A 24,392-nucleotide genomic window follows, 5' to 3' on the forward strand; every position below is an offset into this window, starting at 1 on the left:
AAGACCCAGCCAGACAAGACCCAGCCCGACGACGACCGCCCCGGCGACCCCGGGGCGCAGGCACGGGCCGGCGCGACCGCGACCGGCGAGCACCCCAGGAAGGACCACGACGACGTGACCGACACCACCCCGACCGAGTTCCGCATCGAGCACGACACCATGGGCGAGGTACGGGTGCCGAAGTCGGCGCTCTACCGTGCCCAGACCCAGCGCGCCGTCGAGAACTTCCCCATCTCGGGCACCGGGCTCGAGTCGGCGCAGATCGTGGCGCTCGCACGGATCAAGCGGGCGGCGGCCATCGTGAACGGTGAACTCGGCATCGTCGAGCCCGCCGTCGCCGACGCCATCGCCGGTGCGGCCGACCTGATCATTGTCGGCCAGCACCACGACCAGTTCCCGGTCGACGTCTACCAGACGGGCAGCGGCACGTCGTCGAACATGAACATGAACGAGGTGCTCGCGACACTGGCGTCCGACATCGCGGGTTCTGCGGTGCACCCGAACGACCACGTCAACGCCTCGCAGTCGTCGAACGACGTCTTCCCCACCTCCGTGCACGTCGCCGTGACCGAGGCGCTCCTCCGCACCCTCGTGCCCGCTCTCGAGCACCTCGCCGAGTCCCTCGAAGCGAAGGCCACGCTCTGGGCCGACGCCGTGAAGTCCGGCCGGACGCACCTGATGGACGCCACGCCCGTCACCCTCGGGCAGGAGTTCGGCGGCTACGCACGCCAGATCCGCCTCGGCATCGAGCGGGTGCAGGCGACGCTCCCCCGCGTCGCCGAGGTCCCGCTCGGCGGCACCGCGGTCGGCACCGGCATCAACACCCCCAAGGGCTTCCCGCAGCGGGTCATCGCCCAGCTCGCGAGCGACACCGACCTGCCGATCACCGAGGCCGTCGACCACTTCGAGGCGCAGGGTGCGCGTGATGCCCTGGTCGAGGCCTCCGGAGCGCTCAAGGTGCTCGCCGTCAGCCTGACGAAGATCAACAACGACCTGCGCTGGATGGGTTCGGGTCCGAACACCGGCCTGGGCGAGCTGCACATCCCCGACCTGCAGCCCGGCTCCTCGATCATGCCCGGCAAGGTGAACCCGGTGATCCCCGAGGCCACCCTGATGGTCGGTGCCCGGGTCATCGGCAACGACGCCACCATCACCTGGGCCGGGGCTTCGGGTGCGTTCGAGCTCAACGTCGCCATCCCGGTGATGGGCACGGCGCTGCTCGAGTCGATCCGCCTGCTGGCGAACAGCTCGCGCGTGCTCGCGGACAAGACCATCGACGGGCTCCAGGCGAACCTCGAGCGCGCCCGCGCCTTCGCGGAGTCCTCGCCGTCGATCGTCACGCCGCTCAACCGGGTCATCGGCTACGAGGCGGCGGCGAAGGTCGCGAAGTACGCCGTCGCCGAGGGCCTCACCGTGCGCGAAGCCGTCGTGGCCCTCGGCCACGTCGAGCGCGGCGAGGTCACCGAGGCGCAGCTCGACGAGGCGCTCGACGTCCTCAGCATGACCCACCCGAAGTAGCGCGACGCTCCTGACGCACCCCAGGACGGACAGGAGGCCCGGTGCCAGCTGGCACCGGGCCTCCCGTCCGTCCGATGGCGGCTCGACCCGCCTCACGCGCTGAGCGACAGGTCACGCGCCCGGAAGCGCGTGATCTGTCGGTCAGCGCGAAAGCCGACAGTGTCTGCCGCTACACCAGGTCGGGCGAGTCCAGCAGGTCCGTGACCAGGGCGGCGATCGCGGAGCGCTCGGACCGCGTCAGCGTGACGTGCGCGAACAGCGGGTGCCCCTTGAGCCGCTCGATGACCGACGCGATCCCGTCGTGCCGGCCGACCCGCAGGTTGTCGCGCTGCGCGACGTCGTGGGTGAGCACGACCCGCGAGTTCTGGCCGATGCGCGAGAGCATCGTGAGCAGCACGTTCCGTTCGAGCGACTGCGCCTCGTCGACGATCACGAAGGCGTCGTGCAGGGATCGGCCGCGGATGTGGGTCAGGGGCAGCACCTCGATCAGGCCGCGCTCGATCACCTCGTCGAGGACGTTGTCCGACACCACCGAGCCGAGGGTGTCGTAGACGGCCTGCGCCCACGGGTTCATCTTCTCGCCGGCGTCACCGGGTAGGAAGCCCAGGTCCTGCCCGCCCACGGCGTACAGCGGCCGGAACACCATGATCTTCTTGTGCTGCTGCCGTTCGAGCACCGCCTCGAGTCCGGCGCACAGGGCGAGCGCCGACTTGCCGGTGCCGGCGCTGCCGCCGAGCGAGACGATGCCGATCTCCGAGTCGAGCAGGGCGTCGATGGCGAGCCGCTGCTCGGCCGAGCGTCCGCGGAGTCCGAAGACCTCGCGGTCGCCGCGCACCAGGGCGACGGCTCCGGCGACGTGCACGCGGCCGAGGGCCGATCCGCGCTCGGAGTGGATGACGACCCCGGTGTTCACCGGGACGCCGTCGAGCTTCGCGGAGCGGATCTCCTCTTTCTCGTACAGGTCGGACATCTGCTCGCCGGAGACCTGCAGGTCGGCGATGCCGGTGTAGCCCGAGTCGACCGCGAGCTCGGCGCGGTACTCCTCTGCCGCCATGCCGATCGACGACGCCTTGACCCGGAGCGGCAGGTCCTTCGACACGACGACGACGTCGAGCCCGTCGTTCTTCAGGTTCGACGCGACGGCGAGGATGCGGGAGTCGTTGTCGCCGAGCTGCAGGCCCGACGGCAGGACGGACTGGTTGGAGTGGTTCAGTTCGACGCGGAACGAGCCGCCGTCGCCGATCGCGATCGGGAAGTCGAGCCGTTCGTGCTCGATGCGCAGTTCGTCGAGCAGACGGAGGGCCTGCCGGGCGAAGTACCCGATCTCCGGGTCGTTGCGCTTCGACTCGAGTTCGCTGACGACCACCACGGGCAGGACCACGGCGTGCTCGGCGAAGCGGAACAAGGCCCGCGGATCGCTGAGGAGCACCGATGTGTCGAGCACGTACGTGCGCTGGGCGACCGATGTGGACGAGTCCGCGGTGTGCTGCTGCTGTGCTCCGCGAGAGACGTTCTGAGAGGTCACGACCACTCCATCCCCGGGCCGCGACGGGCCCGGTCCTGTCCTCGAACGCGGCCACGGAGCGGGTCCCGAAGCACCGACTGTGGCCGCTTCGATCGGGCGCGGTGCCCGATGGGGACAACGTACGTCCGGCTCCCGACACGCTGACAGCGACACGCGGTTTCCGGAGTTACGGTCGCGTGAACAACGCGAGCGGGGCTCGCGACGCCGCTCGCGGCGGTGACGCCGGCTGGTCACGAACCGTCGGCTGCGACGGCTCCGGCCGACAGGTGGTGACCACTCGGCGGACGTGAGCGGGGTGTCGTGACCGCTCGCGTGCTGCGGACCGGAGGCCCGTGGCGGCCTGACACCGCGCCTCCAGGCCGTCCGTTGGTCGCGACTCGTCGCCCGGGCAGCGCCGGCTGGTCACGAACCGTCGGCTGCGACGACTCCGGCCGACAGGTGGTGACCACCCGGCGGACGTGAGCGGGGTGTCGTGACCGCTCGCGTGCTCCGGACCGGAGGCCCGTGGCGGCCTGACACCGCGCCTCCAGGCCGTCCGTTGGTCGCGACTCGTCGCCCGGGCAGCGCCGGCTGGTCACGAACCGTCGGCTGCGACGACTCCGGCCGACAGGTGGTGACCACTCGGCGGACGTGAGCGGGGCGTCGTGACCGCTCGCCGGCTCCGGACCGGAGGCCCGTGGCGGCCTGGCACCGCGCCTCCAGGCCGGCCGTCGGTCGCGACTCGTCGCGTGGGTGGCCCCGGCTGGTCACGAACCGTCGGCTGCGACGGCTCCGGCCGACAGGTGGTGACCACTCGGCGGACCTGAGCGGGGCGTCGTGACCGCTCGCCGGCTCCGGACCGGAGGCCCGTGGCGGCCTGGCACCGCGCCTCCAGGCCGTCCGTTGGTCGCGACTCGTCGCGTGGGTGGCCTCGGCTGGTCAGGAACCGTCGACTGCGACGACTCCGGCCGACAGGTGGTGACCACTCGGCGGACGTGAGCGGGGCGTCGTGACCGCTCGCCGGCTCCGGACCGGAGGCCCGTGGCGGCCTGGCACCGCGCCTCCAGGCCGGCCGTCGGTCGCGACGCCGCTCGCGGCGGTGACGCCGGCTGGTCACGAACCGTCGGCTGCGACGACTCCGGCCGACAGATGGTGACCACTCGGCGGACGTGAGCGGGGCGTCGTGACCGCTCGCCAGCCCCGGAACGGCTCCGGACTCCGGACGCCGGACAGCAGGCGCGCCGCTGCTACTGCATGGTGGCGTACGAGACGCAGGCGTCGCGGAACATGTCCAGGGTCTCGTCGGTGGTCGACGGGAACACGGACACCCGCGCGACCCCGAGCCGCGTGGTCGCGGTGACCCCGTGGTTGTGCATCGCGGCGGACAGGGCCGTCACGCGACCCTGCGTCGGCCGGAGCACCACGATGCCGGCGCGCTCGGCCGGGTCGCGGCTGGACTCGACCTCGAGTCCGAACTCGTCGGCGATGGCGAACACGCGCTCGACGCGGTCGGTGACCCGCTCCTGCACGGCGGCGACACCGACCGCGGTGAGGCGCTCGAGCGACACCGCGAGCCGGGCCTGCGCGACCGGGTCGATGCGGGACATCTGGAAGCCGGCAGCCCCCGGACGCACCGCCGGGACCTCGGTGGGCCAGCCGGACGTGCCGTGCGGGCCGGACAGTGCCGGACGGATCCGGTTCAGCGCACGGTCGCTGAAGGCCACGAACCCGGTGCCCCACCCGGCGTGCAACCACTTCTGCCCGCCGGTGGCGACGACGTCGGCGACCTCGTACGGGGCGTCGACGACGCCGAAGCCCTGGATCGCGTCGACGATGAGCAGGCGGTCGCCGATGACCTCGCGGATGGCGGCGAGGTCGGTCAGGTAGCCGGTCCGCCAGTCGACCAGGGACACCGCGACGGCGGTCACCTCGTCGGTCAGGCGCTCACGGATCAGCTCGGGGGTCACCCAGCCGGCACCCGACTCGATGACGACGGGCTGTACCCGTCCGCCCGTGGCCGAGGCGGCGCTGGCCAGTGCGAGCGGCAGCGACGGGTACTCGTCGGCAGACACGAGCACACCGCCGGTCAGGCCGAAGGCGGTGTGCAGCAGGCCCGGGGTCGTCGCGGCCTGCGAGACGACCTGGTCCTCGCGGCGGCCGACCAGGCGGGCGGCGACGGTGCGGACGCGGGCATCCTGCTCGTCGAGGGTCTCCATGGCGCCGAAGCGCATGTGTGCCTGGATCGTGCCGAGCACACGCTGCTCCTCGAGCACGGCGGTCTGCACGGGGCCGAACGCAGCGTGGTCGAGGTAACCGGGGTCTTCGGAGAAGCCAGCGGCGTACTCGTCGATGTTCACAGGTGGTGCACCTTTCACAGGGTTGAACCCTGAGAGCCTACTGGGACGCGGCTCTGCCGACGAACCCGGTGCGGGAGCTGGCTGCTCAGCCGCCGAAGCGACGCGACCGGAGCCCGAAGTCGCGGACCGCCCGGAGGAAGTCGACCTCGCGCAGGTCCGGGTAGAACGCCTCGACGAAGTAGAATTCGCTGTGCGCGCTCTGCCACAGCATGAAGTCGGACAGCCGCTGCTCGCCAGAGGTCCGGATCACCAGGTCGGGGTCGGGCTGACCCTGCGTGTACAGGTGGTCGCCGATGAGCTCCGGCGTCAGCACCTCGGCCAGGGTGTCGATGGTGCCGCCACCCGCGCCGTGCGCCTGCACGATGCTGCGCATGGCGTCCGCGATCTCACGACGGCCGCCGTAGCCGACGGCCAGGTTGACGTGCAGCCCGGTGCGGCCGGCGGTGCGCTGCTCGGCCTGTTCGAGCGCGGTCACCAGGTTCTCCGGCAGGCCCTCGTTCGACCCGACGTGCTGCACGCGCCAGTCTCGGTTGTCGGCCAGGACCCCGGCGAGGTCGGCGATGATCCCCACGAGTTCTTCGAGCTCTTCGCCGCCGCGACCCGTCAGGTTGTCGGCCGACAGCAGGTACAGCGTCACGACCTCGATGCCGAGGTCGTCACACCAGGTCAGGAACTCCGGGATCTTCGCGGCGCCGGCGCGGTGGCCGTGTGCGGCGGACTCGAGCCCGAGCTGCTTCGCCCAGCGTCGGTTGCCGTCCACGATCATGGCGACGTGCTTCGGCTTCGCTGCCCCCTCGAGCTGGCGGCGGATCCGGCGTTGGTAGGCGCGGTAGAGGATCCCTCGCCCTGTCCATCCCGCCGTCCCGGTCACGCACCGAGCGTAGTGCACCACCGACACACGCTCCCTGAGGCACCCGCTCTGCGGACACGTGGCTGTCGTTCGGGGTCAGGCCCTATGGTCGGGACCATGCAGGACGAGCACGAGACCGGAACACTCCCCCACGTCCCGTTCACGGAAGAGGCGTCGGCCACCACGACCGCTGCCGAACCCCGTCCGGCGTGGCGCGGCTGGATCCACCTCGGTGCGTTCCCGTTCGCGATCGCGATGGGGGTCGTCCTGATCACCCTCGCCGACAGCACCGCCGCGAAGGTCGGCAGCGCAGTGTTCATGGCGACGTCGCTGGCGATGTTCGGCGTCTCCGCGACCTACCACCGGTTCCCGTGGGGGCCGAAGGTGAAGGCCGTGCTGAAGCGCATCGACCACACCAACATCCTGCTGCTCATCGCCGGCACCTACACGCCCGTCGCGATCTGCGCCCTGCCGCACACGCTCATGGTCGTCGTGCTCTGGGTGATGTGGTCGGGCGCAGCGCTCGGCATCGCGTTCCGGGTGCTCTGGATCAACGCGCCCCGGTGGCTGTACGTCCCGATCTACCTGGTGCTCGGGTGCGCTGCCCTCGGGCTGCTGCCGCAGTTCTTCGCGGCGAGCGTGCCGATGACCGTGCTCATCCTGTCCGGCGGCGTCGCGTACATCATCGGCGCGCTGGTCTACGGCTTCAAGCGGCCGAACCCGGTGCCGACGCAGTTCGGGTTCCACGAGGTGTTCCACGCCCTGACCGTGGTGGCCTTCGGTGCGCAGTGGGTCGGCGTGCTCATCGTCGCGCTGGACCCGGTGCGCTGACCGTCGCACGTTCCTTCCCAGAACGGGTGCGATGCCTGGTGGTTCCGGGCGTACTCACCCGGAACTTCTGACCAGGTACGCCCGATTCGACCAGGTACGCCCGATTCGACCAGGTACGCCCGATTCGACCAGGCACGCCCGGTTCCGGTAGGTGCGCACGAGGCGGACTGGAGGCCCGTGGCGGGATCGCCACGGGCCTCCAGTCCGTACCCGGTCGCGTCAGCCGCGCTCGGTGTCGTCGCCGACGTCGGCCCGGCCGTCCTCGGCCGCCCGCCGCTCCGGCTCGTCCGTCGCGGTGCCGTCGCCCGCGGTGCCGTTCGCCTCGGCTTCGAGCCGCTCACGCACCTCGGCGCGGTAGCGGGTCCGGCGGATGCGTCGGGTCATGTCCACCACGAGCAGGATCGTCACGATCGCGACGAGTGCGATCGCGATGAACCCGACGACACCCGGGGTGACGTCGACGTCGGGGACGACCGAGGGGCTGGGACTGGGGGTGGCGGCGAGTGCCGCCGCGATGGTGCTCACGAGGTCGGTTCCTTGTCGGCTGGGATCCCGGCGAACAGGTCGGTCTCCGGGAGCTCGGTCGGCACGCGTGCCTCCACGAGCTGGTAGTCCTCGGTCGGCCACACCGTCGCGAGGAGGTCGTTCGGCCAGTAGAAGAAGGCGCTGTCCGGTGCGACCTGGCTGGCGTGCGCGCGGAGTGCGGCGTCACGCTGGTCGAAGTACTCGTGCACGTCGACGTGGGTGGTGGCGAGGTCGGGCCGGTCGGCGAACCGCTCGACCCACTCGCGCAGCTGCTCGATCGCGGGGCTGTCCGGGTCGCGCTCCTGCAGGGCTTCGAAGATCGTGCTGAAGCGGCGCGGGTTCATCGTGCGCTCGTAGTAGAGCTTCGCGATCGACCACGGGGCACCAGCGGACGGGTACGCCGACGGGTCGGCGGCGGCGGACCACGCGGCCATCGAGACCTCGTGCGTGCGGATGTGGTCGGGGTGCGGGTAGCCGCCGTTCTCGTCGTAGGTGACGAGCACGTGCGGGCGGAACCGGCGGATCACGCGGACGAGGGCCTCGGTGCTGTACTCGAGCGGCACCGTGGAGAACGTGCCCGGCCGGACCGTCTCGCCCTTCTCGGCGTCGGGCAGGCCCGAGTCGTGGTAGCCGAGCCACACGTGGTCGATGCCGAGCGCCTGCTGCGCCGCGGCCATCTCGGTGCGGCGGTACCCGGCCATGTCACGGTGGGCACGGCTCGTCGCCGGCTCACCGAGCTGGTCGTTCAGGATGTCGCCGGCCTCGCCACCGGTGCAGGACACGACGAGCACCTGGTGCCCGTCGGCCACGTACTTCGCGGCGGTCGCGGCACCCTTGCTCGACTCGTCGTCGGGGTGGGCGTGGACGGCCAGCAGACGGTAGGGCACGTGGGGTTCCTCACTGCGGGTGAGCGGCGTCGGACGCGGGCAGCGCACAGCATCGCGTGAACTACCCTGGGATCAGGATATCCACCCCGGGAGCCCCGAACTGTCCGAACAGACCCAGACCGCCACCCTCGACGAGCGCTACGGCCGCACCCCGGCCCGCAAGCGCCGCAGCCGCCTCTTCGCGATCGTCGCGGCCATCGCGGTCGTCGTGGTCTTCGGTGCGTGGGTGATCTGGGCCGGGCTCGACCAGTCCGACCGCGGCCTCGACCAGGACGTCATCGGGTACGAGGTGCTGTCCGAGCACAGCACCGTCGTCCACTCGCAGGTGTCCGTCGACCCGGGCGTCGAGGCGAAGTGCGCCGTGCAGGTCCTCGACAAGAGCTACTCGATCGTGGGCTGGAAGGAGATCACCGTCCCGGCGTCCGAACAGCGCAGCCGGAGCATCTCCACGCAGGTCACCACGACGACGCGGGGCGTTACCGGCTTGATCCACGACTGCTGGATTCCCTAGACTGTCCTGATTCGCCTCTCGAGACCGACCACTCGGCCGGTCTCGTTTTTTCATGGTCGAAGGGACAGAACATGAGCAACGACACGCAGGTCACCTGGCTGACCCAGGAGGCGCACGACCGTCTCAAGGCGGAGCTCGACGAGCTGAGCGGCGAGGGCCGTGCCGAGATCGCGCGCCGCATCGAGGCCGCTCGCGAAGAGGGCGACCTCAAGGAGAACGGCGGCTACCACGCCGCGAAGGACGAGCAGGGCAAGATCGAGGCCCGCATCCGCGTCCTCACCGAGCTCCTCAAGCACGCCACCGTCAGCGAGGCGGAGTTCGACGGGACGGTCGAGCCGGGCACCGTCGTCACGGCGGTCATCGCCGGCGACGAGTCCACCTTCCTGGTCGGCAGCCGCGAGATCGTCGCCGAGGGCTCGGACCTGACGGTCTACAGCCCCGTCAGCCCCGTCGGTGCGGCCATCGTCGGCCTCAAGGCCGGCGACAAGGCCACGTACACGGCGCCGAACGGCAAGGAGATCGCCGTCGAGGTCGTCAAGATCGAGCGTTACGAGCCGTAGACCCGGCCCACTGCAGACAGGAGGCCCGTGGCGACACCGCCACGGGCCTCCTGTCTGTCCGCTGGTCGCGCCGCCGCGGGGCGGACGCAGAACGACACCGTCGTTGTCGTACGACAACGACAGAGTCGCTTGCACACGGCCGCGACAATTGCACACCCGCACCAGCGACAGGAACGCCCTCGGACGACAGCGACATCGTCGCGTCAGAGCCCGTCGCGGACTAGTGCTCCAGGAGCTCCGGGCGGAAGCCGACCTCGTGCAGGCGCTGGATGACCTCCTGCGCGTGCTCGGGGCCGCGCGCCTCGATCGACAGGTCCAGCGCGACCTCGTTGATGACCAGGCCCTGGCCGTGGCGGGTGTGCAGCACCTCGACCACGTTCGCACCGGCGTCCGAGATGACCTGCGCGACGCGGGCGAGCTGACCCGGACGGTCCGGCAGCATGATGCGGATCCCGATGTAGCGCGAGGCCGCCACGAGCCCGCGGGTGATCACGCGTTCCATCATGAGCGGGTCGATGTTGCCGCCGCTCAGCAGCACCACGGTGCGGCCGGTGTCGCGGACGGCACCGGACATGATCGCGGCGACGCCGACGGCCCCCGCTGCCTCGACCACGAGCTTGGCGCGCTCGAGCAGGACGAGCAGTGCGCGAGCGGTGTCGTCGTCCGAGACGGTGACGATGTCGTCCACCAGGTCGCGGATGATCGGGAAGTTCAGGTCGCCGGGGCGCGCCACCGCGATGCCGTCGGAGATGGTCGGCTTCGTGGTGATGGTGACGGGCTCGCCGGCGGTGATCGACGACGGGTAGGCCGCAGCGTTCTCCGCCTGCACACCGATGACCCGGATCTGCCGTCCGAGCCGCTCGGCCATGCCCTTCACGGCGAGCGCGATGCCGGAGATGACGCCGCCGCCACCGATCGGCACGACGACGGTGTCGACGTCCGGCACCTGGTCGATGATCTCGAGGCCGAGCGTGCCCTGCCCGGCGATCACGGCCGGGTGGTCGAACGGCGGGATGAACACGGCGCCGGTGTGGGCGGCGAAGTCCTTCGCGGCGCTCAGCGCCTCTTCCACGGAGTGGCCCCGCAGCACGACGTCGGCACCGTAGTGGCGGGTGGCCTGCAGCTTGGGCAGGGCGACGCCGACCGGCGTGAAGATCGTCGCGGGGATGCCGAGCTCGCGGGCGGCGAGGGCGACACCCTGCGCGTGGTTGCCGGCGCTCGCGGCGACGACGCCCTTGGCACGCTGCTCGGCGGACAGGGTCGACAGGCGGTTGTAGGCACCGCGCACCTTGTAGGCACCCGTGCGCTGCAGGTTCTCGCACTTCAGGTGCACCGGCGACCCGAGCAGCTCGGCGAGGAACTGCGACGTCTCCATCGGGGTGACGCGTGCGACACCCTTGATGGTCTCGCGCGCCGCCTCGATGTCCGCGAGGGTCGGGATCGCGGTGAGCGTGTGCGGGGAGGCGCTGGTGTCGGTCACTCCCCCATCATCGTCGCTCACGGCCCCCGCGGCGAACTCGTGTGACGCTCAGTTGGTGCTGGCGGTGTCTTCTTCGGCCGAGGGACCCGAGTCGACGCCCGGTGCCGGCACGTCGTCGCCGACCTTGTGCCGACGGCGTCGGAGCAACTGGATCTGCCCGTGCTGCCCGCGCTTCGGCGTCGCTTCGAGGACGTGGTCGGAGTCGAGCCGCCGCCAGCGTCCGCTCGCGATGGTGGTGACCATGGCGTTCAGCGTCGCGATCAGCGGGACGGCGAAGAACGCTCCGGCGATGCCGGCGAGACCGGAGGCCGCGGTGACGCCGAGGACGACCGCCAGCGGGTGGACCTTGACCGCGTTGCCCATGACGAGCGGCTGCAGGATGTGGCCCTCGATCTGCTGGACCAGCAGCACGACCCCGAGCACCAGGACAGCCGCGAGGGGACCGTTGAAGATCAGCGCGACGAACACCGCCAGGAAGCCGGTGACGATGGCACCGACGACCGGGATGAACGCACCGAGGAACACGAAGGCTGCGATCGGGATGACCAGCGGCATGCCGCCGAAGAAGAGCCCGACGATGAAGGACCCCAGACCGATGCCGACCGCGTCGACGAACGCGACGAAGATCTGCACGCGGATGAAGCTCGTCAGGGTGATCCAGCCGGCGACACCGGCGCCGTCGACCGCAGCGCGCGCCTTCTTCGGGAACAGCCGGACGGACCAGCGCCAGACGTTCTTGCCGTCGATCAGCAGGAAGATCGTGGTGAACAGGATGATGAAGAGCGCCTCGAAGGCGTGCGTGGCGCCCGAACCCGCGCTGGCGACCCCGGACAGGATCGACGCGGAGTTGTCCTGCAGCCACTTCGTGCCGTCGTCGAGCCAGCCGTTGACGTCGGACTGGCTGATGCCGAACCCGGAGCTCAGGACGAAGTCCTTGATGTTCGCGTACTGGTCGACCGTCCGGTCACGCAGGGACGGGTAGGACGCGATGATCTGGTCGACGACGAGCCAGATCAGGCCACCGAGCGCCGCGATGCCGCCGAGCAGGCTCATCACGACGGCGAGCCACTTGGGCACGTGGTGCCGCTGCAACCAGTTCGAGATGGGGACGAGGAGCGCCGAGACCACGATGCCGACCAGGAACGGGATGAGGATCTCGCTGAAGACCGTGACGAGCCAGATGAAGACGGCGATCACGCCCACGACGACGAGCGCCCGCCACGACCACGCACCGGCGATGCGCACGCCGACCGGGACGGATTCCTCGACCACGGGGTCGGGGTGTGTCTGCTTTCTTCCCCATGCCATGCGCCCGAGTGTAGCGATGTGCTTCCCGTCAGGTGCCAGATACGGCATACGTTCGTGGACCCTCATGTCGGCGGGGTTCGGTAGCGTCGCGGCATGCCCAGGTCGACGCTCTCCGCCGCCGAGGCCCGCCGGGTCGCACTCGCCGCGCAGGGGTTCGGACGACCACCCGCCGAACCCGTCTCGACGCGTGCGCTGAACGCCGCGATCGGCCGGCTCGGGCTGCTGCAGATCGACTCCGTCAACGTGTTCGAACGCAGCCACTACCTGCCGCTCTTCGCCCGGCTCGGCGCCTACGACCGGGCGACGCTCGACCGGCTGACGCTCGGACGCTCGGGTCCGTACACCGAGTACTGGGCGCACGAGGCGGCGTTCATCCCCCGCGACGACCTGCGGCTGTTCCGGTGGCGGATGGACGCCCTGCGGGAGCGTGACGCCGGCCCGACCAGGGTCGACGGCGTCACCCGGACCGCTGCCGTCCGGCGCGAACTGCACGCACTGCTCCGAGCCGAGGGGCCGATGCGGGCGAGCGCGGTGGAGCACGAGTCGAACGTTCGGCGCGGCCCCTGGTGGGGGTGGAGCGACGTGAAGCTCGGGCTCGAGCAGATGTTCCGCTGGGGCGAGGCGGTGAGCGCCGGACGAGCCGGTTTCGAGCGGGTGTACGCCCTGCCGGAGCAGGTGCTGCCCGCAGGCTTCCTCGAGACCGCCCCGCCGCGTGCCGACGCCGTGCTCGAACTCGTGCGCCAGGCCACACGCGCACTCGGCATCGGGACCCGAGCGGACATCGCGGACTACTACCGGCTGCGCTCCGACGACACGGCCACCGCGATCGCCGAGCTCACCGACACCGGCGAGCTCCTGCCGGTGCGGGTCGAGGGCTGGGGTGAGCGGGCGTGGCTGCACGCGGGCGCTCGGGTCCCCCGGCAGATGCCCACGGACGCGGTGCTGAGCCCCTTCGACCCGGTCGTCTGGTTCCGGCGGCGGGCCGAGCGGATGTACGGCTTCCACTACCGGATCGAGATCTACACGCCCGCCCCGAAGCGGGTGTTCGGCTACTACGTGCTGCCGGTGCTGCAGGACGACCGGCTCGTCGGCCGCATCGACCTGAAGAGCGACCGGCAGCGCGGCGTGCTCCGCGTCCGGACCGCGTGGCAGGAACCGGGCGAGCACCTGGACCCCGAGCGTCTCGCCGACACACTGCGACGGACCGCGAGCTGGCAGGGCCTCGGCGCGATCGAGGTGACCGACCGCGGCACCGCTGCTGCGGCCGTCGCCGGAGCCCTCGGAGTACCCCTGGTGCCGCACGAGTCCGCTGACGACGCGGACGCCCCCGAACCGGTCGAGTCGGCCGAGTCGGCCGACGACTCGGCCGCCGACGGCGTCGGTTGACCCCTCAGAACCGGTCGGCGTTCGCCCGCAACCGCGCGATGCGGTCGGGCAGCGGCGGGTGTGTCGAGAACAGCCGGTCCATCACGCCCGGGCGCATCGGGTCGGCGATCCACAGGTGTGCCATCGAGGAGTTCTGCGTCTGCGTCGGCCGACCGTACGCACCGAGCTTCTCGAGGGCCCGCGCCAGGCCCTCCGGGTGACGGGTCGTCATCGCGCCCGTCGCGTCGGCCAGGTACTCGCGCTGCCGGGACACCGCCGCCTGGACGCCGGCCGCCGCGATCGGGGCCACGATGACGGCGACGATCCCGGCGATGAGCAGCACCGGGTTGGCGCTGCCACCGTTGTCCGAATTGCGGTTCCGCCCGCCGGACAGACCGCTGAAGATCGAGATGCGGAGCAGGACGTCGGCGATGAGCCCGACGGCCACGACGAGACCGAAGACCATCGTCGACACCCGGATGTCGTAGTTCCGGACGTGTCCGAGCTCGTGCGCCATCACGCCCTGCAGCTCCTGGTCGTCCATGAGCTCGAGCAGCCCCGTCGTCGCCGCCACCACCGCGTGCTCGGGGTCACGCCCGGTGGCGAAGGCGTTCGGCGCGGGGTCGGGGATGACGAACACCCGGGGCATCGGCATGCCGGTCGCGATGGCGAGGTTCTCGACGGTCCGCCACAGCCGTGGTTCGGAGACGCGGTCGATCTCGACCCCACCGGCGATCGCGGTGGCCTGCCGTGCCGCCAGGAAGTACTGCAGCACCGCGTACCCGAGGGCGACCACGAGGACGATGAAGCCGATCGAGACGTTGCCGGCGAGGTACCCGCCGAGGAACCCGAGCGCGCCGATGATCAGCAGGAACACCAGGACGATGACCACGGTGTTGCGCTTGTTCCGCGCGATGGCGCTGTACACGTCGGATCCGACGCTGTGGTCAGAACTGGACGCGCGGCGGCTCGGCGATGGCCGCCGGCTCGTTCGTCTCGAAGAACGGTGCCTCGGAGAAGCCGCGGTTCTTCGCGAACGTGGAGTTCGGGAACACCCGGATCTTCGTGTTCAGCTCACGCACTCCGCCGTTGTAGAACCGGCGGGCGGCCTGGATCTTGTCCTCGGTGTCGACGAGCTCGGACTGCAGCTGCAGGAAGTTCTGGCTCGACTGCAGCTGCGGGTACCCCTCGGCCACCGCGAACACGCTCTTCAGCGCCTTCTGCATGTGCCCCTCGGCGGTGGAGGCCGTGTCGGCGTCACCGGCGGACAGGGTCTCGGCGCGGGCCTTCGTCACGTCGTCGAAGACCGCCTTCTCGTGCGTGGCGTACCCCTTGACCGTGTCCACGATGGTGGGGATGAGGTCGGCGCGGCGCTTCAGCTGCACCGAGATGTCGCTCCAGGCCTCGTCGACCCGGACCTTGAGCGTGACGAGGGAGTTGTACGTCACCCAGAGGTAGATCCCGATGATCACCAGGACGACCACCACCACTCCGACGACGATGAGCGTCGTGACGAGTCCGGTGTCCATGCGGGCGTACTCCTTTGCGCGTCGGGATCCGCGGTGCTGCGTTGGCCTGAACGGCCATCGTGAAGTCTATCGACGCGCTGAGCATGCTCTGTTCCTCGAGCAGTGTTCACGGCCGATTCCCGAGTCACGCACACCGGGCTCCCGGACTGCGGCCCGATACCGAACCTCATCCGCGAGGTGTATTGACCGGAGGCCGCCGATCCCGTGGGATGGGTCCGGTGAACACGAGCGGGGAGAACGTGGAAGAGGGGGCTGTCGGGGGCGACAGCCCTCGTCGTCGTCCCCGCTTCGCCCTGCTCGCAGCGGCGACGACGGTCCTCGTCGCCGCCCTGCTCGGCGCCGCGGCAGCCCCGGCCGTCGCGGTCGCCGCGGGTGGCCCGTCGGTCGTCGCGGCCGCTGCGGACGCCCCGGCAGCCCCGGCTGCCGCCGCTCCCACCGCCACGCCCGGGACGAGCGAGATCGCCCCGCCGAACACCGGCCGTCCGGGCGCTCCGACGCCCACACCCACCCGTCCCGCCGTGCGGCCCACGATCGCCGATCCGGGTGACGTCACGACGGGGACGACGCGCTTCCACGGCACCGGTACCCCCGGGCACGCGGTCCGGGTGACGGGCCCGGGCGCGACGGGTTCGTCCGGGTGCACGACCCGGGTCGACCCGAACGGATCGTGGGCCTGCCTCGGAACCGTCCGCTCCGGTCCGCACCAGGTGTTCACGGTGCGCGACCTCACCGCCGCACTGCCCGTCGCGAGCGCACCGGCGTCGGACGTCATCGTCCCGCCGACCCTCGCGTCCGCCGGGCCCACCGGCGGGACGGTCTCCGGCACGGGGTACCCCGGATCGACCGTGACGCTCTCGGTGTCCGGGTCCTCGGCCCAGCAGACCGCCCGGGTCGGCGCAGACGGCCGCTGGGTCGCCGCCCTGGGGACCCGGGCCGACGGTCGGTTCACCGTCACGGCGTCGCAGACCGCCAGCACGGCCGACGGGTACCGGTCCGACCTGCGGAGCGCGGCCTCCGCTCCCGTGACGGTCACGGTCGACCGCACGGCGCCGGCCGCCCCGCGCATCACGACGCCGGACGACGGCCAGCGCATCGGCACCCGCTCGACGACGGTGGCCGGGACCGGTGAACCCGGCGCCCGCGTGACCGTGTACGTCGACCGTGCGCCGGTGTGCGGCGCGGTGGTGGGGTCGGACGCCTCGTGGTCGTGCTCCACCGCGGGGTCGACGTTGCGCGCCGGCGGGCACAAGCTCACCGCGACGCAGCACGACGTCGCGGGCAACTACTCCCGGTCGTCGGCCGCCGTGCGGGTCACGGTGCGGGCCACCACCACGACCCCGACCGCAGCACCGACGCCGGCCGCCACGGACACCCCGGGGACACCGGGCACGTCGACGCCGGGGTCCAGCGCGACGGCGGGCACCCCCGGCACGACCGGCCACGGCGGAACCGGCAACGCCAACGGCACGAATGCCGCCGGCCACGACGACGGCGGCGCAGCAGGCACCGGCAACGGCAACGGCAACGGGTCCAGCAACGGCGACGGCACCGGCACTGGCACTGGCACTGGCACCGGCACCGGCACCGGCAGCACCCCGGCCGGCGTCGGCAGCACCGGAGGCCACCCCGACTGGTCCGGACCCGCGGGCGACTGGACCGCGGCGACCACCTACGACCGCACCGTCCCGACCATCCAGGCCGCGTTCTCGTGGCGGACCGTCCTGGTCGCCACCGCCGTCGCCGCCGGGTTCCTCCTGCTCATCGCCGCGCCGCTCGCCCTCGTGGCCGCGGTCACCCGCGGCCGCCTCCGCTCGCCGTTCGCGGCGCTGCTCGGACGCAACCGCTCGCGGTCGGACCGCACACGGGGCGACGACGTCCTGCCGACCTGGGCGTCCATCGCCATCGCGGTGTCCGTCGCGGCGCTGTGCACCCTGCTCGGGGTCGGCGTCGAGCTCGAGGCCCGGTACGCCCGTCTGGCGATCGCCGTCCTCGCCGGCACCGGTGTCCTGACCGCCGCCGTCGTGTTCGCCACGCGGTGGGCAGCCGGCAGCGATCACCGCGCCGTCGGGTTCCGGGTGTCGCCGTGGCTCGTCCTCGCAGCGCTCGTGGCGTGCGGCGTCACCCGTGCGGCCGACCTCTCCCCCGCCCTCATCGTCGGTGTCGTCCTCGTGCCGTCCGGCCGCCCCGGACTGGGGACCGGCCCGCTCCGCCTCGGCACCGGGATCGCCACGAGCGCCCGGGGTGCGACCTGGCGGGTGCTGGCCCTGCTCGGCCTCGCCGCGGCCGGCTGGGTGCTGCACAGCCTGCTCGCCGGCGGAGGTTTCTGGGTGTCGCTCGGGTCGGAGTTCGCCATCACCCTGTGCGTCGGTGGCCTCGGCGCCGTGGTCGCGACCCTGCTGCCCGTCGCGGGGTCCGCCGGCAGCGCGCTGCTCGCCGCCTCCCGCGGTCGGTACGTCGCGCTCGCGGTGGTCGCCGTGGCGCTGACCACGGCGGTCTACTCGGGGACGACCGGCACGCACGCCGCACCGGCCCTGCTCGTCGGGATCGCCGCGGCCTGTGTGGTGGCCGCGATCGCGGCCCTGGTCTGGCTGCGCACCGACCGGCGTGCGGCACGCGTCTGAGCCGAGCCGGGCCTCCAGAGCGGCGCTCCGCACCGCCCCGGGACAGAAGACGCACATCCGGGCCGGTTCGCGGACAGCGGGCTAGTGTGACGATCGGACGACCACGCCGCACCGGACCAGCGGAGCAGCGGCGCCTCGTGACCGGTGCCCGCGCAGGACAGTCGGTGTGCACCGCACGACCGCGGCAGGAGCGATGATGACCGACACCCGACCCGACAGCCACCCCGACACGGACACCCGGTCCGACTACGACGCGACGCGCTTCCGCGAGGTGTTCGAGGGCAGCTTCACCTACGCCAACGGCTTCGCCCGCAACACCCGCCGCTTCGCCGGCCGACCCGCGCTGCGCGAGCCGGAGACGGACCGCTCGTGGACCTACGCCGAGCTCGGCGACGTCGTCGACCGGATCGCCGGGTGGCTCGTCCGGCACGGTGGCGGACGGGGTTCGGTCGTGATGGTCGAGCTGTTCAACACACCCGAGTTCGCGATGCTCTACCTGGCCTGCCACCGCATCGGCGCGGTGTTCTCGCCGACGAACTTCCGGCTCGCCCCGGACGAGGTCGCGTTCATCATCGAGGACTCCGCACCCGCCGTCCTGGTGCACGACACCGAGCGGACGAGTGCGATCGCCGCTGCGCTGGGGTCGTCGCCGCACCGGCCGGACCAGGTCGTCCCGGTCGGTGGCGACCACGACCGGTTCGCCGAGCTGCTCGTGTCCGAGCCCGTCTCCCCCGAGGAACTCGCGGCGATCGGTCCGCGCAGCACCTACGACGAGTCCACCCGGCTCTACACCTCGGGCACCACCGGTCGGCCGAAGCCCGTCCCGCTGCCGAGTCTGGTCGAGGTGCTCAGCGCGCACGACGTGGTCATGCACTTCCCGCTCAGTCCGTTCGACAAGACGCTCAACATGTCGCCGCTGTTCCACCGCGGCGGCCTGTACTCGGGCGGCCCGAACCCGGTGTTCTACGTCGGCGCGGAACTCACGACGCTGCGGCACTTCGACGCCGACCGGGTGCTCGACCTGGTCGAGTCCGAACGCCTGACGTTCCTGATCGGCGCTCCGCCGAACCTGGTGCAGCTCGCCGATGCGCAGGAACGCCGGGCGCGGGACCTGTCGAGTCTCAACGGCATCGTCACGATGGGCGCACCGCTCGACCGAGCCGCGGCACTGCGGTACCAGGAGCTGCTGTCGCCGCGGATCTTCAACGGCTACGGCACCACCGAGACCTTCTGGAACACGTTCCTGCGCCCGGAGGACTTCCCGGACGGCGCCGGTTCCACCGGTCGCGCATCGACCGACGACGACGTCGCCGTCGTCCGCGTGCACGAGGACCGCCTGGCCGACCCGACCGACACGGTGGCGAAGGACGGAACCGAGATCGGCGAGTTCGCCGTGCGCACCGTGAAGTCCGGCTACTCGTACCGGAACCCCGGGCTCGAGGCCGAGAAGTTCGCGAACGGCTGGTTCTACCCCGGTGACCTCGCCACGTGGGACGAGCACGAGCGGGTCACGATCGTGGGTCGCAAGGACGACATGGTGATCTCCGGCGGCGAGAACGTGCACCCCGTCCAGGTCGAGGCGGTGTTGCAGGAGCACCCCGGGGTCGCCGACTCCATCGTGGTGGGCGTGCCGGACCCGCGGTGGGGCGAGGTCGTCACGGCGTACGTCGTCCGTGCCGGCGACCGACTGCCGGCCGACGACGCCGAGGCAGCGGCCGCGCTCGAGGAGTGGACCGGCTCCCACCCGGGCCTCGCCCGGTACAAGCGTCCGCGGCGGTACCGCTTCGTCACGGACGTCCCCTACAACGCCACCGGCAAGAAGGTGCACTACCTGGCGAAGGACACGGCCGCGGCGGATGCGGCAGCCGGCCGGCTGATCGAGCCGTAGCGGGCCCGGAACGCGACCGGTGACGGCCTGGAGGCGCGTGGCGGCGCCGCCACGGGCCTCCAGGTCGTCAGCTGGTCGCGTCCACCGCGCGCCGGGGCGCGTTGCGGGCGAAGAGGCCGGGCAGGAGCCCGCCGATCTTCGTCCCGATGCACAGGCTGACGAAGGTCGCGAGCGGGGTCGCGAGCGCCTCCGGATCGAAGGTGGCCACCGCCACCAGCCCGACCGTCCCCGGCACGAGCAGCAGGAACGCCGGGAAGAACGACACCGTCGCCGGGATCGCCGGCACGAGCCGCTCGAGCAACCGGGTCGCGACGAACAGCAGCGCCGCTGCGGCCCCGGTCGCGACGACGCTGCCCCAGAGCGGCGTCGTCGTGCTCACCACGGCGTAGGCGGTGACCATGACCGCCACCGACACGAGCGTCAGGCGCCACCCGGACCGGAACACCAGACCGAGCCCGACCGCGAGCACCACGACGGCCACCCACGACACCCAGTACGCCGGCACGGACTCCCAGCCGGCCAGGTCCGTGCCGACCCCCGCGACCTCGCCGACGAGCGCGGCCGACGACGGGTCGACGTGCAACCCGGTCAGGGCGCTGCCGGACGCGATGCCGGCGGCCATGAAGCCGAGCATGATGAGCCCCTGGACCAGCCGCGACGACCCGGTGACGATGTCCGCGGCGGTGAGTTCGAGCAACGCGTTGGTGATGAGCGCGCCGGGGACGAAGACCGCGACCGGGGCGCAGACCGCGAAGAGCGGGACCTGCTCGAACCCGGTGCCCGCGGCGACGAGGCCGACGATCGCCGTCGACACGAACGCGGCCAGGAACGGGATGATCGCCACGGCTTCGCGGAACCGCCGGAGTACCAGTCCGATCACGCCGACCAGACCGCCGACGACGAGCGCCAGGACGATCGCCCACCAGGGGCAGCGGAAGACGACGGCCAGGCCGGCCGAGGTCAGGGCGTTGCCGAGGATCCACGGCAGGGCGGGCGGCGGGACGGTACCGGCGCGGATGGCCCGGACGCGGGCGGGGATCTCGGCGAGGGCGATGGAGCCGCTCTCGAGCCCGAGCACGACGCGGTTGGCGCGGGCGGCCTGGCGGGAGGACAGTTCGACGCCCTCGGCGTTGACGATCGTGGCGGCGCCCGTGGAGACCTCGCTCACCATCACCAGGGCGGGCAGGACGCCGATCGCGAGCGTCGGTCCGACCCCGGCGGCGTCACGGGCCTTCTCGAGCGCCGACCGGACGTCGGTCACGGAGCTGCCGGCGTCCAGGAGCAGGGCTCCGAGGGTGCCCAGGAGCATGCCGACCGGGACGCTCTCGCCGTCGACGACCTCGACGTGGGCCTCCGGTCGGCGGAGGGCGTTCTGCAGGTTGGCGAGTGCGCTTCCGAGTCCGACCACGATCGTCGATGCTACTGGGCCTGCGGGTTCCGCGGGGTCTGGTCTCGCACGGCCGCCGAGTCTCGGTGGTGCGGACAGAACTCGCGTCGTGACCGGCGCGAACTGTCCGCTCGGCCGAGTCTCGGCGGTACCCCCGGTGGGACTCGAACCCACAACTCGGCGATTTTAAGTCGCATGCCTCTACCGATTGGGCCACGGGGGCGGGCCGCAACAGCCTACCGATGCACGAAGGCGGCCACCCTTCGCGGGTGACCGCCTTCGTGACGAGTGGTGCTACTTGGCGTCGGCCGGGGCCGTCACCGGCTCGGCCGCGTTGGAGACGTCCTTCGCGGGCTCGCCGTACACGGGGCCGGCGGCACCGGCGACCTTGCCCTCTTCCGGAGCCGGGGCTGCGGCGGGCGCGGCCGGGGCCTCGGCAGCGGGCTTCGGACGGGACGCGAACGCCTCGAACGCGGCACGCGGGGTCTCGCGGTCGTCGAGCGACACGATGTCGCGGCCCAGGAAGAAGCCACCGACCCAGTCGCCGATGACGCGCCACTTGCGCTCCCACGACGGCATGGCCAGGCCGTGGTAGCCGCGGTGTGCACCCCAGGCCAGGAAGCCCTTCATGGCGAACTTGCCGGACTGGAACACGCCGGTGCCCAGGCCGAGACCCGCGACGGCACCGAGGTTCTCGTGCTTGTAGTCGGTCGTCGCCTCGCCACGGATGGTCGCGACGACGTTCTTCGCGAGCTGCTTGGCCTGGCGCACGGCGTGCTGGGCGTTCGGCACGCAGAACCCGCCGACACCGCCGCCGGTCAGGTCCGGCACGGCTGCGACGTCGCCGCAGGCCCATGCGTCGGCGATCACGCCGTTGTCGTCGACCACGCGCAGGTCGGGCTGCACGCGGATGCGGCCACGCTGCTCGAGCGGGAAGTCGGTGCCCTTGACCATCGGGTTCGCCATGACGCCGGCGGTCCAGATGATGAGGTCGGACGGGATGGTCTCGATCGCGCCGTCGCTCGTCTTGAGCTCGCAGACGCCACCCACGGCCGAGGCCAGCTGGGTCTCGAGGTGCACGGTCGCGCCACGCTCGGCGAGGTTCTTGAGCACCCAGTGCGACGTCTCGAGCGAGACCTCGGGCATGATGCGGCCCATCGCCTCGACCAGGTGGAAGTGCGTGTCGTCGAAGGACAGCTGCGGGTGGCTCTTCAGCAGGTCGGTGACGAAGGAGCGGAGCTCGGCGAACACCTCGATGCCGGCGAAGCCACCACCGACGACGACGACGGTGAGCAGGCGGTCGCGCTCGGGACCGGCCGGCAGGTTCGCCGCCTTGTGGAAGTTGCTGAGGATGCGGTCACGGATGGACGCGGCTTCCTCGATGGTCTTCAGGCCGATGGCCTCGTCCGCGACGCCCGGGATCGGGAACGTGCGGGACACCGCGCCGGCGGTCATGACGATCTGGTCGTAGGACTCCTCCCACGCCTCGCCCTCGGTCGGGGTGATCGTCGCCGTCTTGGTGGCGTGGTCGACCTTGGTGACCTTCGCCGTGACGACGCGGGTCTTCTTGAGGTGACGACGGTGCGCGACGACCGCGTGACGCGGCTCGATGGAGCCGGCGGCGACCTCGGGCAGGAACGGCTGGTACGTCATGTACGGCAGCGGGTCCACCATGACGACCTCGGCTTCGCCCTGGCGAAGGTGCTTCTCGAGCTTCCATGCGGTGTAGAAACCGGCGTAACCGCCGCCGACGACGAGGATCTTGGGCACGGGGGATGATCTCCTTGGATGGGGGTGTGCGGGAGTCGAGTCAGACTTCGCCGCCACCCGCCCCGACTCCAGCGTCTGCACCGTCATCATACGCCCGGCATGCACACCGGGAGGGCGACCAGTCCGCGCGCTCGAGCGCGAGGTCGCCGATGGGGTTGACGCCGGGTCCGGCGGCGAGGGCGTGGCCGACGAGGGCGTGCAGGCACTTCACGCGGGTGGGCATGCCACCGGCGCTGATGCCGTCGATCTCGTCGACGTGTTCGATCGACTCGCGATCGGCCAGGTAGGACTCGTGGGCCGCGCGGTACTGCGCGGCGACTTCGGGGTCCTCGAGCAGGGCTGCCAGCTCGGGCATCACCTGGTTGGCCTCGAGGGTGCTGACCGCAGCGGTGGCCGCGGGGTGGCACAGGTAGTAGAACGTCGGGAACGGGGTGCCGTTCGACAGCCGGGGCTTCGTGGAGACGACGGTGGGGTTGCCACAGACGCAGCGTGCCGCGATCCCGATGACGTCACGTGCCGGTCGGCCGAGCTGCGCCGACACGACCTGGACGTCGCGGTCGGAGGGCGGGTCGAAGGGAGGGGTCGTCACGGGAACGTGAGCCTACCGGAGAAGCGGAACCCCTCGCACCGTCGGGCCGGACGGCTCCGCGCCCTGCGGTCCGGGACTACTTGCTGTCGCCGGTCCCGGAGACGTCGGGGGCGACGAGGTCGGCTGCCCGCTCGTCGGTGAGCCCGGACTGCAGCACCGACGAGAGCATCGCCTGCACCCAGTCGACCTTGGGCGTCTGCACCTTCGCGCTCACGGGGGTGCCCGAGTCGGTGGTGGGGGTCTTGTCGGCGGCCTCGTCCTCGGCGCCCATCACGAGGTAGCTCTCCTCGCCCGGGTACACGTAGAGCAGTCGGTCGCGGGCTTGTGCCTCGATGTACGCCGGGTCGTCCCAGCGTGCGACATCCTGCTTCTTCTGCGCGACGTCGGCCTTCTGGCTCGCGACCTCGTGCTGCTGCTGGGCGATCTGCTCCTGCTGCTGGATGAGCGTCCGGAGCGACGGCGCGAGCACCACCACGAAGAGCACGATGATCGCGAGCATGAGCAGGCTGAACCCGGAGAAGTGTATCGAGCGGTACCAGGGCTGCGCGGGCGTGCTGCCGTCGGGCATCGCCACGGGGACGCGGCGGACGCGGGGCTTCTGGCTGGGCACGCTCCGACGATAACCCGGCGCGGTCGGTCCGGCCGCCCGGCACGCGGCCGTTCGGCGCCCTCTCAGCGTCTCGCGTCGTCACGTCGAGGCAGCCGGGAGGCGCGGCTTCGGCCCGCCCCTGCAGTCCCGCACCTGGAGTGGTCACCACACACCGCCCGGCGCACGTCCGGTGGTCACGTCCTGTCGGCCAAGCCCGGGCCAACCGACGACTCACGACCACTCGACGCGGCGCGCGTGGCACGTCCTGACCGCTCGGCAATCCGGGGAGGCACACACGACGAGACGCCGTCCTCGCAGAGGAG

General features: G+C 71.6%; 20 protein-coding genes and 1 tRNA gene. 7 read left to right on the forward strand and 14 right to left on the reverse strand.

Annotation, left to right across the window (positions count from 1 at the left end; translation table 11 throughout):
* Window positions 1-114 precede the first annotated feature (114 nt).
* On the forward strand, window positions 115-1,518 hold the full coding sequence (locus HQQ79_RS17170) for a class II fumarate hydratase (RefSeq protein ID WP_173035849.1): 1,404 nt from the start codon (window positions 115-117) through the stop codon (window positions 1,516-1,518).
* A gap of 169 nt (window positions 1,519-1,687) precedes the next feature.
* On the opposite strand, the gene HQQ79_RS17175 is transcribed toward HQQ79_RS17170, so the two are convergent.
* The 3 genes from HQQ79_RS17175 to HQQ79_RS17185 all read right to left on the reverse strand — a co-directional run bounded on the left by HQQ79_RS17175 (window position 1,688) and on the right by HQQ79_RS17185 (window position 6,250).
* Window positions 1,688-3,049, reverse strand: a complete 1,362-nt coding sequence (locus HQQ79_RS17175) for a PhoH family protein (protein ID WP_173035851.1) — start codon at window positions 3,047-3,049, stop codon at window positions 1,688-1,690.
* A 1,220-nt stretch (window positions 3,050-4,269) separates the two neighbouring features.
* Window positions 4,270-5,379 carry an aminotransferase class V-fold PLP-dependent enzyme gene (locus HQQ79_RS17180; protein ID WP_110860697.1) on the reverse strand — a complete coding sequence of 370 codons (1,110 nt, stop codon included), beginning with the start codon at window positions 5,377-5,379 and terminating at the stop codon, window positions 4,270-4,272.
* A gap of 85 nt (window positions 5,380-5,464) precedes the next feature.
* Window positions 5,465-6,250: an isoprenyl transferase gene (locus tag HQQ79_RS17185; RefSeq protein ID WP_027464506.1), complete on the reverse strand. Its 786-nt coding sequence runs from the start codon at window positions 6,248-6,250 to the stop codon at window positions 5,465-5,467.
* A gap of 96 nt (window positions 6,251-6,346) precedes the next feature.
* Here HQQ79_RS17185 and HQQ79_RS17190 point away from each other — a divergent pair, with 96 nt between their 5' ends.
* On the forward strand, window positions 6,347-7,060 hold the full coding sequence (locus tag HQQ79_RS17190) for a hemolysin III family protein (RefSeq protein ID WP_232536596.1): 714 nt from the start codon (window positions 6,347-6,349) through the stop codon (window positions 7,058-7,060).
* Between the two features lie 219 nt (window positions 7,061-7,279).
* Here HQQ79_RS17190 and HQQ79_RS17195 read toward each other — a convergent pair whose 3' ends face one another.
* Together HQQ79_RS17195 and mca are read right to left on the reverse strand one after the other, a co-directional pair.
* Window positions 7,280-7,585 (reverse strand): hypothetical protein, encoded by a 306-nt coding sequence (locus HQQ79_RS17195; RefSeq protein WP_017886736.1) that lies wholly within the window; start codon window positions 7,583-7,585, stop codon window positions 7,280-7,282.
* Window positions 7,582-8,472, reverse strand: a complete 891-nt coding sequence (mca, locus tag HQQ79_RS17200) for a mycothiol conjugate amidase Mca (RefSeq protein WP_027464504.1) — start codon at window positions 8,470-8,472, stop codon at window positions 7,582-7,584. The genes HQQ79_RS17195 and mca overlap by 4 nt, the downstream gene beginning before the upstream one ends.
* Window positions 8,473-8,491: 19 nt before the next feature.
* Between mca and HQQ79_RS17205 the strand changes: the two genes are divergently transcribed.
* Window positions 8,492-8,983 (forward strand): DUF4307 domain-containing protein, encoded by a 492-nt coding sequence (locus HQQ79_RS17205; protein WP_051596498.1) that lies wholly within the window; start codon window positions 8,492-8,494, stop codon window positions 8,981-8,983.
* A gap of 71 nt (window positions 8,984-9,054) precedes the next feature.
* Entirely contained in the window at window positions 9,055-9,543 is a 489-nt protein-coding gene (gene greA / locus HQQ79_RS17210; RefSeq protein ID WP_017886739.1) for a transcription elongation factor GreA, read from the forward strand.
* A 220-nt stretch (window positions 9,544-9,763) separates the two neighbouring features.
* On the opposite strand, the gene ilvA is transcribed toward greA, so the two are convergent.
* Together ilvA and HQQ79_RS17220 are read right to left on the reverse strand one after the other, a co-directional pair.
* Entirely contained in the window at window positions 9,764-11,023 is a 1,260-nt protein-coding gene (gene ilvA / locus HQQ79_RS17215; RefSeq protein ID WP_027464502.1) for a threonine ammonia-lyase, read from the reverse strand.
* Between the two features lie 48 nt (window positions 11,024-11,071).
* On the reverse strand, window positions 11,072-12,331 hold the full coding sequence (locus HQQ79_RS17220; RefSeq protein WP_216852643.1) for an AI-2E family transporter: 1,260 nt from the start codon (window positions 12,329-12,331) through the stop codon (window positions 11,072-11,074).
* Between the two features lie 93 nt (window positions 12,332-12,424).
* Between HQQ79_RS17220 and HQQ79_RS17225 the strand changes: the two genes are divergently transcribed.
* Window positions 12,425-13,717 carry a winged helix-turn-helix domain-containing protein gene (locus HQQ79_RS17225; protein WP_173035858.1) on the forward strand — a complete coding sequence of 431 codons (1,293 nt, stop codon included), beginning with the start codon at window positions 12,425-12,427 and terminating at the stop codon, window positions 13,715-13,717.
* Between the two features lie 4 nt (window positions 13,718-13,721).
* Here the strand turns inward: HQQ79_RS17225 and HQQ79_RS17230 are convergent, their stop codons facing one another.
* Both HQQ79_RS17230 and HQQ79_RS17235 read right to left on the reverse strand, forming a co-directional pair.
* Window positions 13,722-14,624, reverse strand: coding sequence for a M48 family metalloprotease (locus HQQ79_RS17230; RefSeq protein WP_111056961.1), 903 nt, complete (start codon window positions 14,622-14,624; stop codon window positions 13,722-13,724).
* A gap of 19 nt (window positions 14,625-14,643) precedes the next feature.
* Entirely contained in the window at window positions 14,644-15,225 is a 582-nt protein-coding gene (locus HQQ79_RS17235; protein ID WP_027464499.1) for a LemA family protein, read from the reverse strand.
* A 218-nt stretch (window positions 15,226-15,443) separates the two neighbouring features.
* Here HQQ79_RS17235 and HQQ79_RS17240 point away from each other — a divergent pair, with 218 nt between their 5' ends.
* Both HQQ79_RS17240 and HQQ79_RS17245 read left to right on the forward strand, forming a co-directional pair.
* Window positions 15,444-17,846, forward strand: a complete 2,403-nt coding sequence (locus tag HQQ79_RS17240; protein ID WP_173035860.1) for an Ig-like domain-containing protein — start codon at window positions 15,444-15,446, stop codon at window positions 17,844-17,846.
* 196 nt (window positions 17,847-18,042) lie between these two features.
* Entirely contained in the window at window positions 18,043-19,734 is a 1,692-nt protein-coding gene (locus HQQ79_RS17245; protein ID WP_173035861.1) for a class I adenylate-forming enzyme family protein, read from the forward strand.
* A gap of 67 nt (window positions 19,735-19,801) precedes the next feature.
* On the opposite strand, the gene HQQ79_RS17250 is transcribed toward HQQ79_RS17245, so the two are convergent.
* From HQQ79_RS17250 to HQQ79_RS17270, 5 genes are all read right to left on the reverse strand, one after another.
* A complete protein-coding gene (locus HQQ79_RS17250; protein WP_027464496.1) occupies window positions 19,802-21,142 on the reverse strand; it encodes a threonine/serine exporter family protein in 1,341 nt (446 codons plus the stop codon).
* A gap of 128 nt (window positions 21,143-21,270) precedes the next feature.
* Window positions 21,271-21,344: transfer RNA gene (locus tag HQQ79_RS17255), tRNA-Leu, on the reverse strand.
* 71 nt (window positions 21,345-21,415) lie between these two features.
* Complete coding sequence (locus HQQ79_RS17260) at window positions 21,416-22,891, reverse strand: NAD(P)/FAD-dependent oxidoreductase (RefSeq protein WP_071246022.1); 1,476 nt, start codon at window positions 22,889-22,891, stop codon at window positions 21,416-21,418.
* 40 nt (window positions 22,892-22,931) lie between these two features.
* Window positions 22,932-23,480: a DUF501 domain-containing protein gene (locus HQQ79_RS17265; protein ID WP_027464495.1), complete on the reverse strand. Its 549-nt coding sequence runs from the start codon at window positions 23,478-23,480 to the stop codon at window positions 22,932-22,934.
* A 76-nt stretch (window positions 23,481-23,556) separates the two neighbouring features.
* The gene (locus HQQ79_RS17270) at window positions 23,557-24,090 is read right to left on the reverse strand and encodes a septum formation initiator family protein (RefSeq protein ID WP_111056958.1); all 534 of its coding nucleotides are present in this window, start codon (window positions 24,088-24,090) and stop codon (window positions 23,557-23,559) included.
* Between the last annotated feature and the right edge of the window lie 302 nt (window positions 24,091-24,392).

Origin of the sequence: Curtobacterium sp. VKM Ac-2852 (genome assembly GCF_013205045.1) — a bacterium.
GTDB lineage: Bacteria > Actinomycetota > Actinomycetes > Actinomycetales > Microbacteriaceae > Curtobacterium > Curtobacterium flaccumfaciens.

What these genes read in the sequence shown, in the direction of transcription:
- HQQ79_RS17190 (WP_232536596.1), top strand. Translation starts at nt 6,347, where the DNA reads ATGCAGGACGAGCACGAGACCGGAACACTCCCCCACGTCCCGTTCACG.
- greA (WP_017886739.1), top strand. Translation starts at nt 9,055, where the DNA reads ATGAGCAACGACACGCAGGTCACCTGGCTGACCCAGGAGGCGCACGAC.
- HQQ79_RS17220 (WP_216852643.1), bottom strand. Translation starts at nt 12,331, where the DNA reads ATGGCATGGGGAAGAAAGCAGACACACCCCGACCCCGTGGTCGAGGAA.
- HQQ79_RS17225 (WP_173035858.1), top strand. Translation starts at nt 12,425, where the DNA reads ATGCCCAGGTCGACGCTCTCCGCCGCCGAGGCCCGCCGGGTCGCACTC.
- HQQ79_RS17235 (WP_027464499.1), bottom strand. Translation starts at nt 15,225, where the DNA reads ATGGACACCGGACTCGTCACGACGCTCATCGTCGTCGGAGTGGTGGTG.
- HQQ79_RS17245 (WP_173035861.1), top strand. Translation starts at nt 18,043, where the DNA reads ATGACCGACACCCGACCCGACAGCCACCCCGACACGGACACCCGGTCC.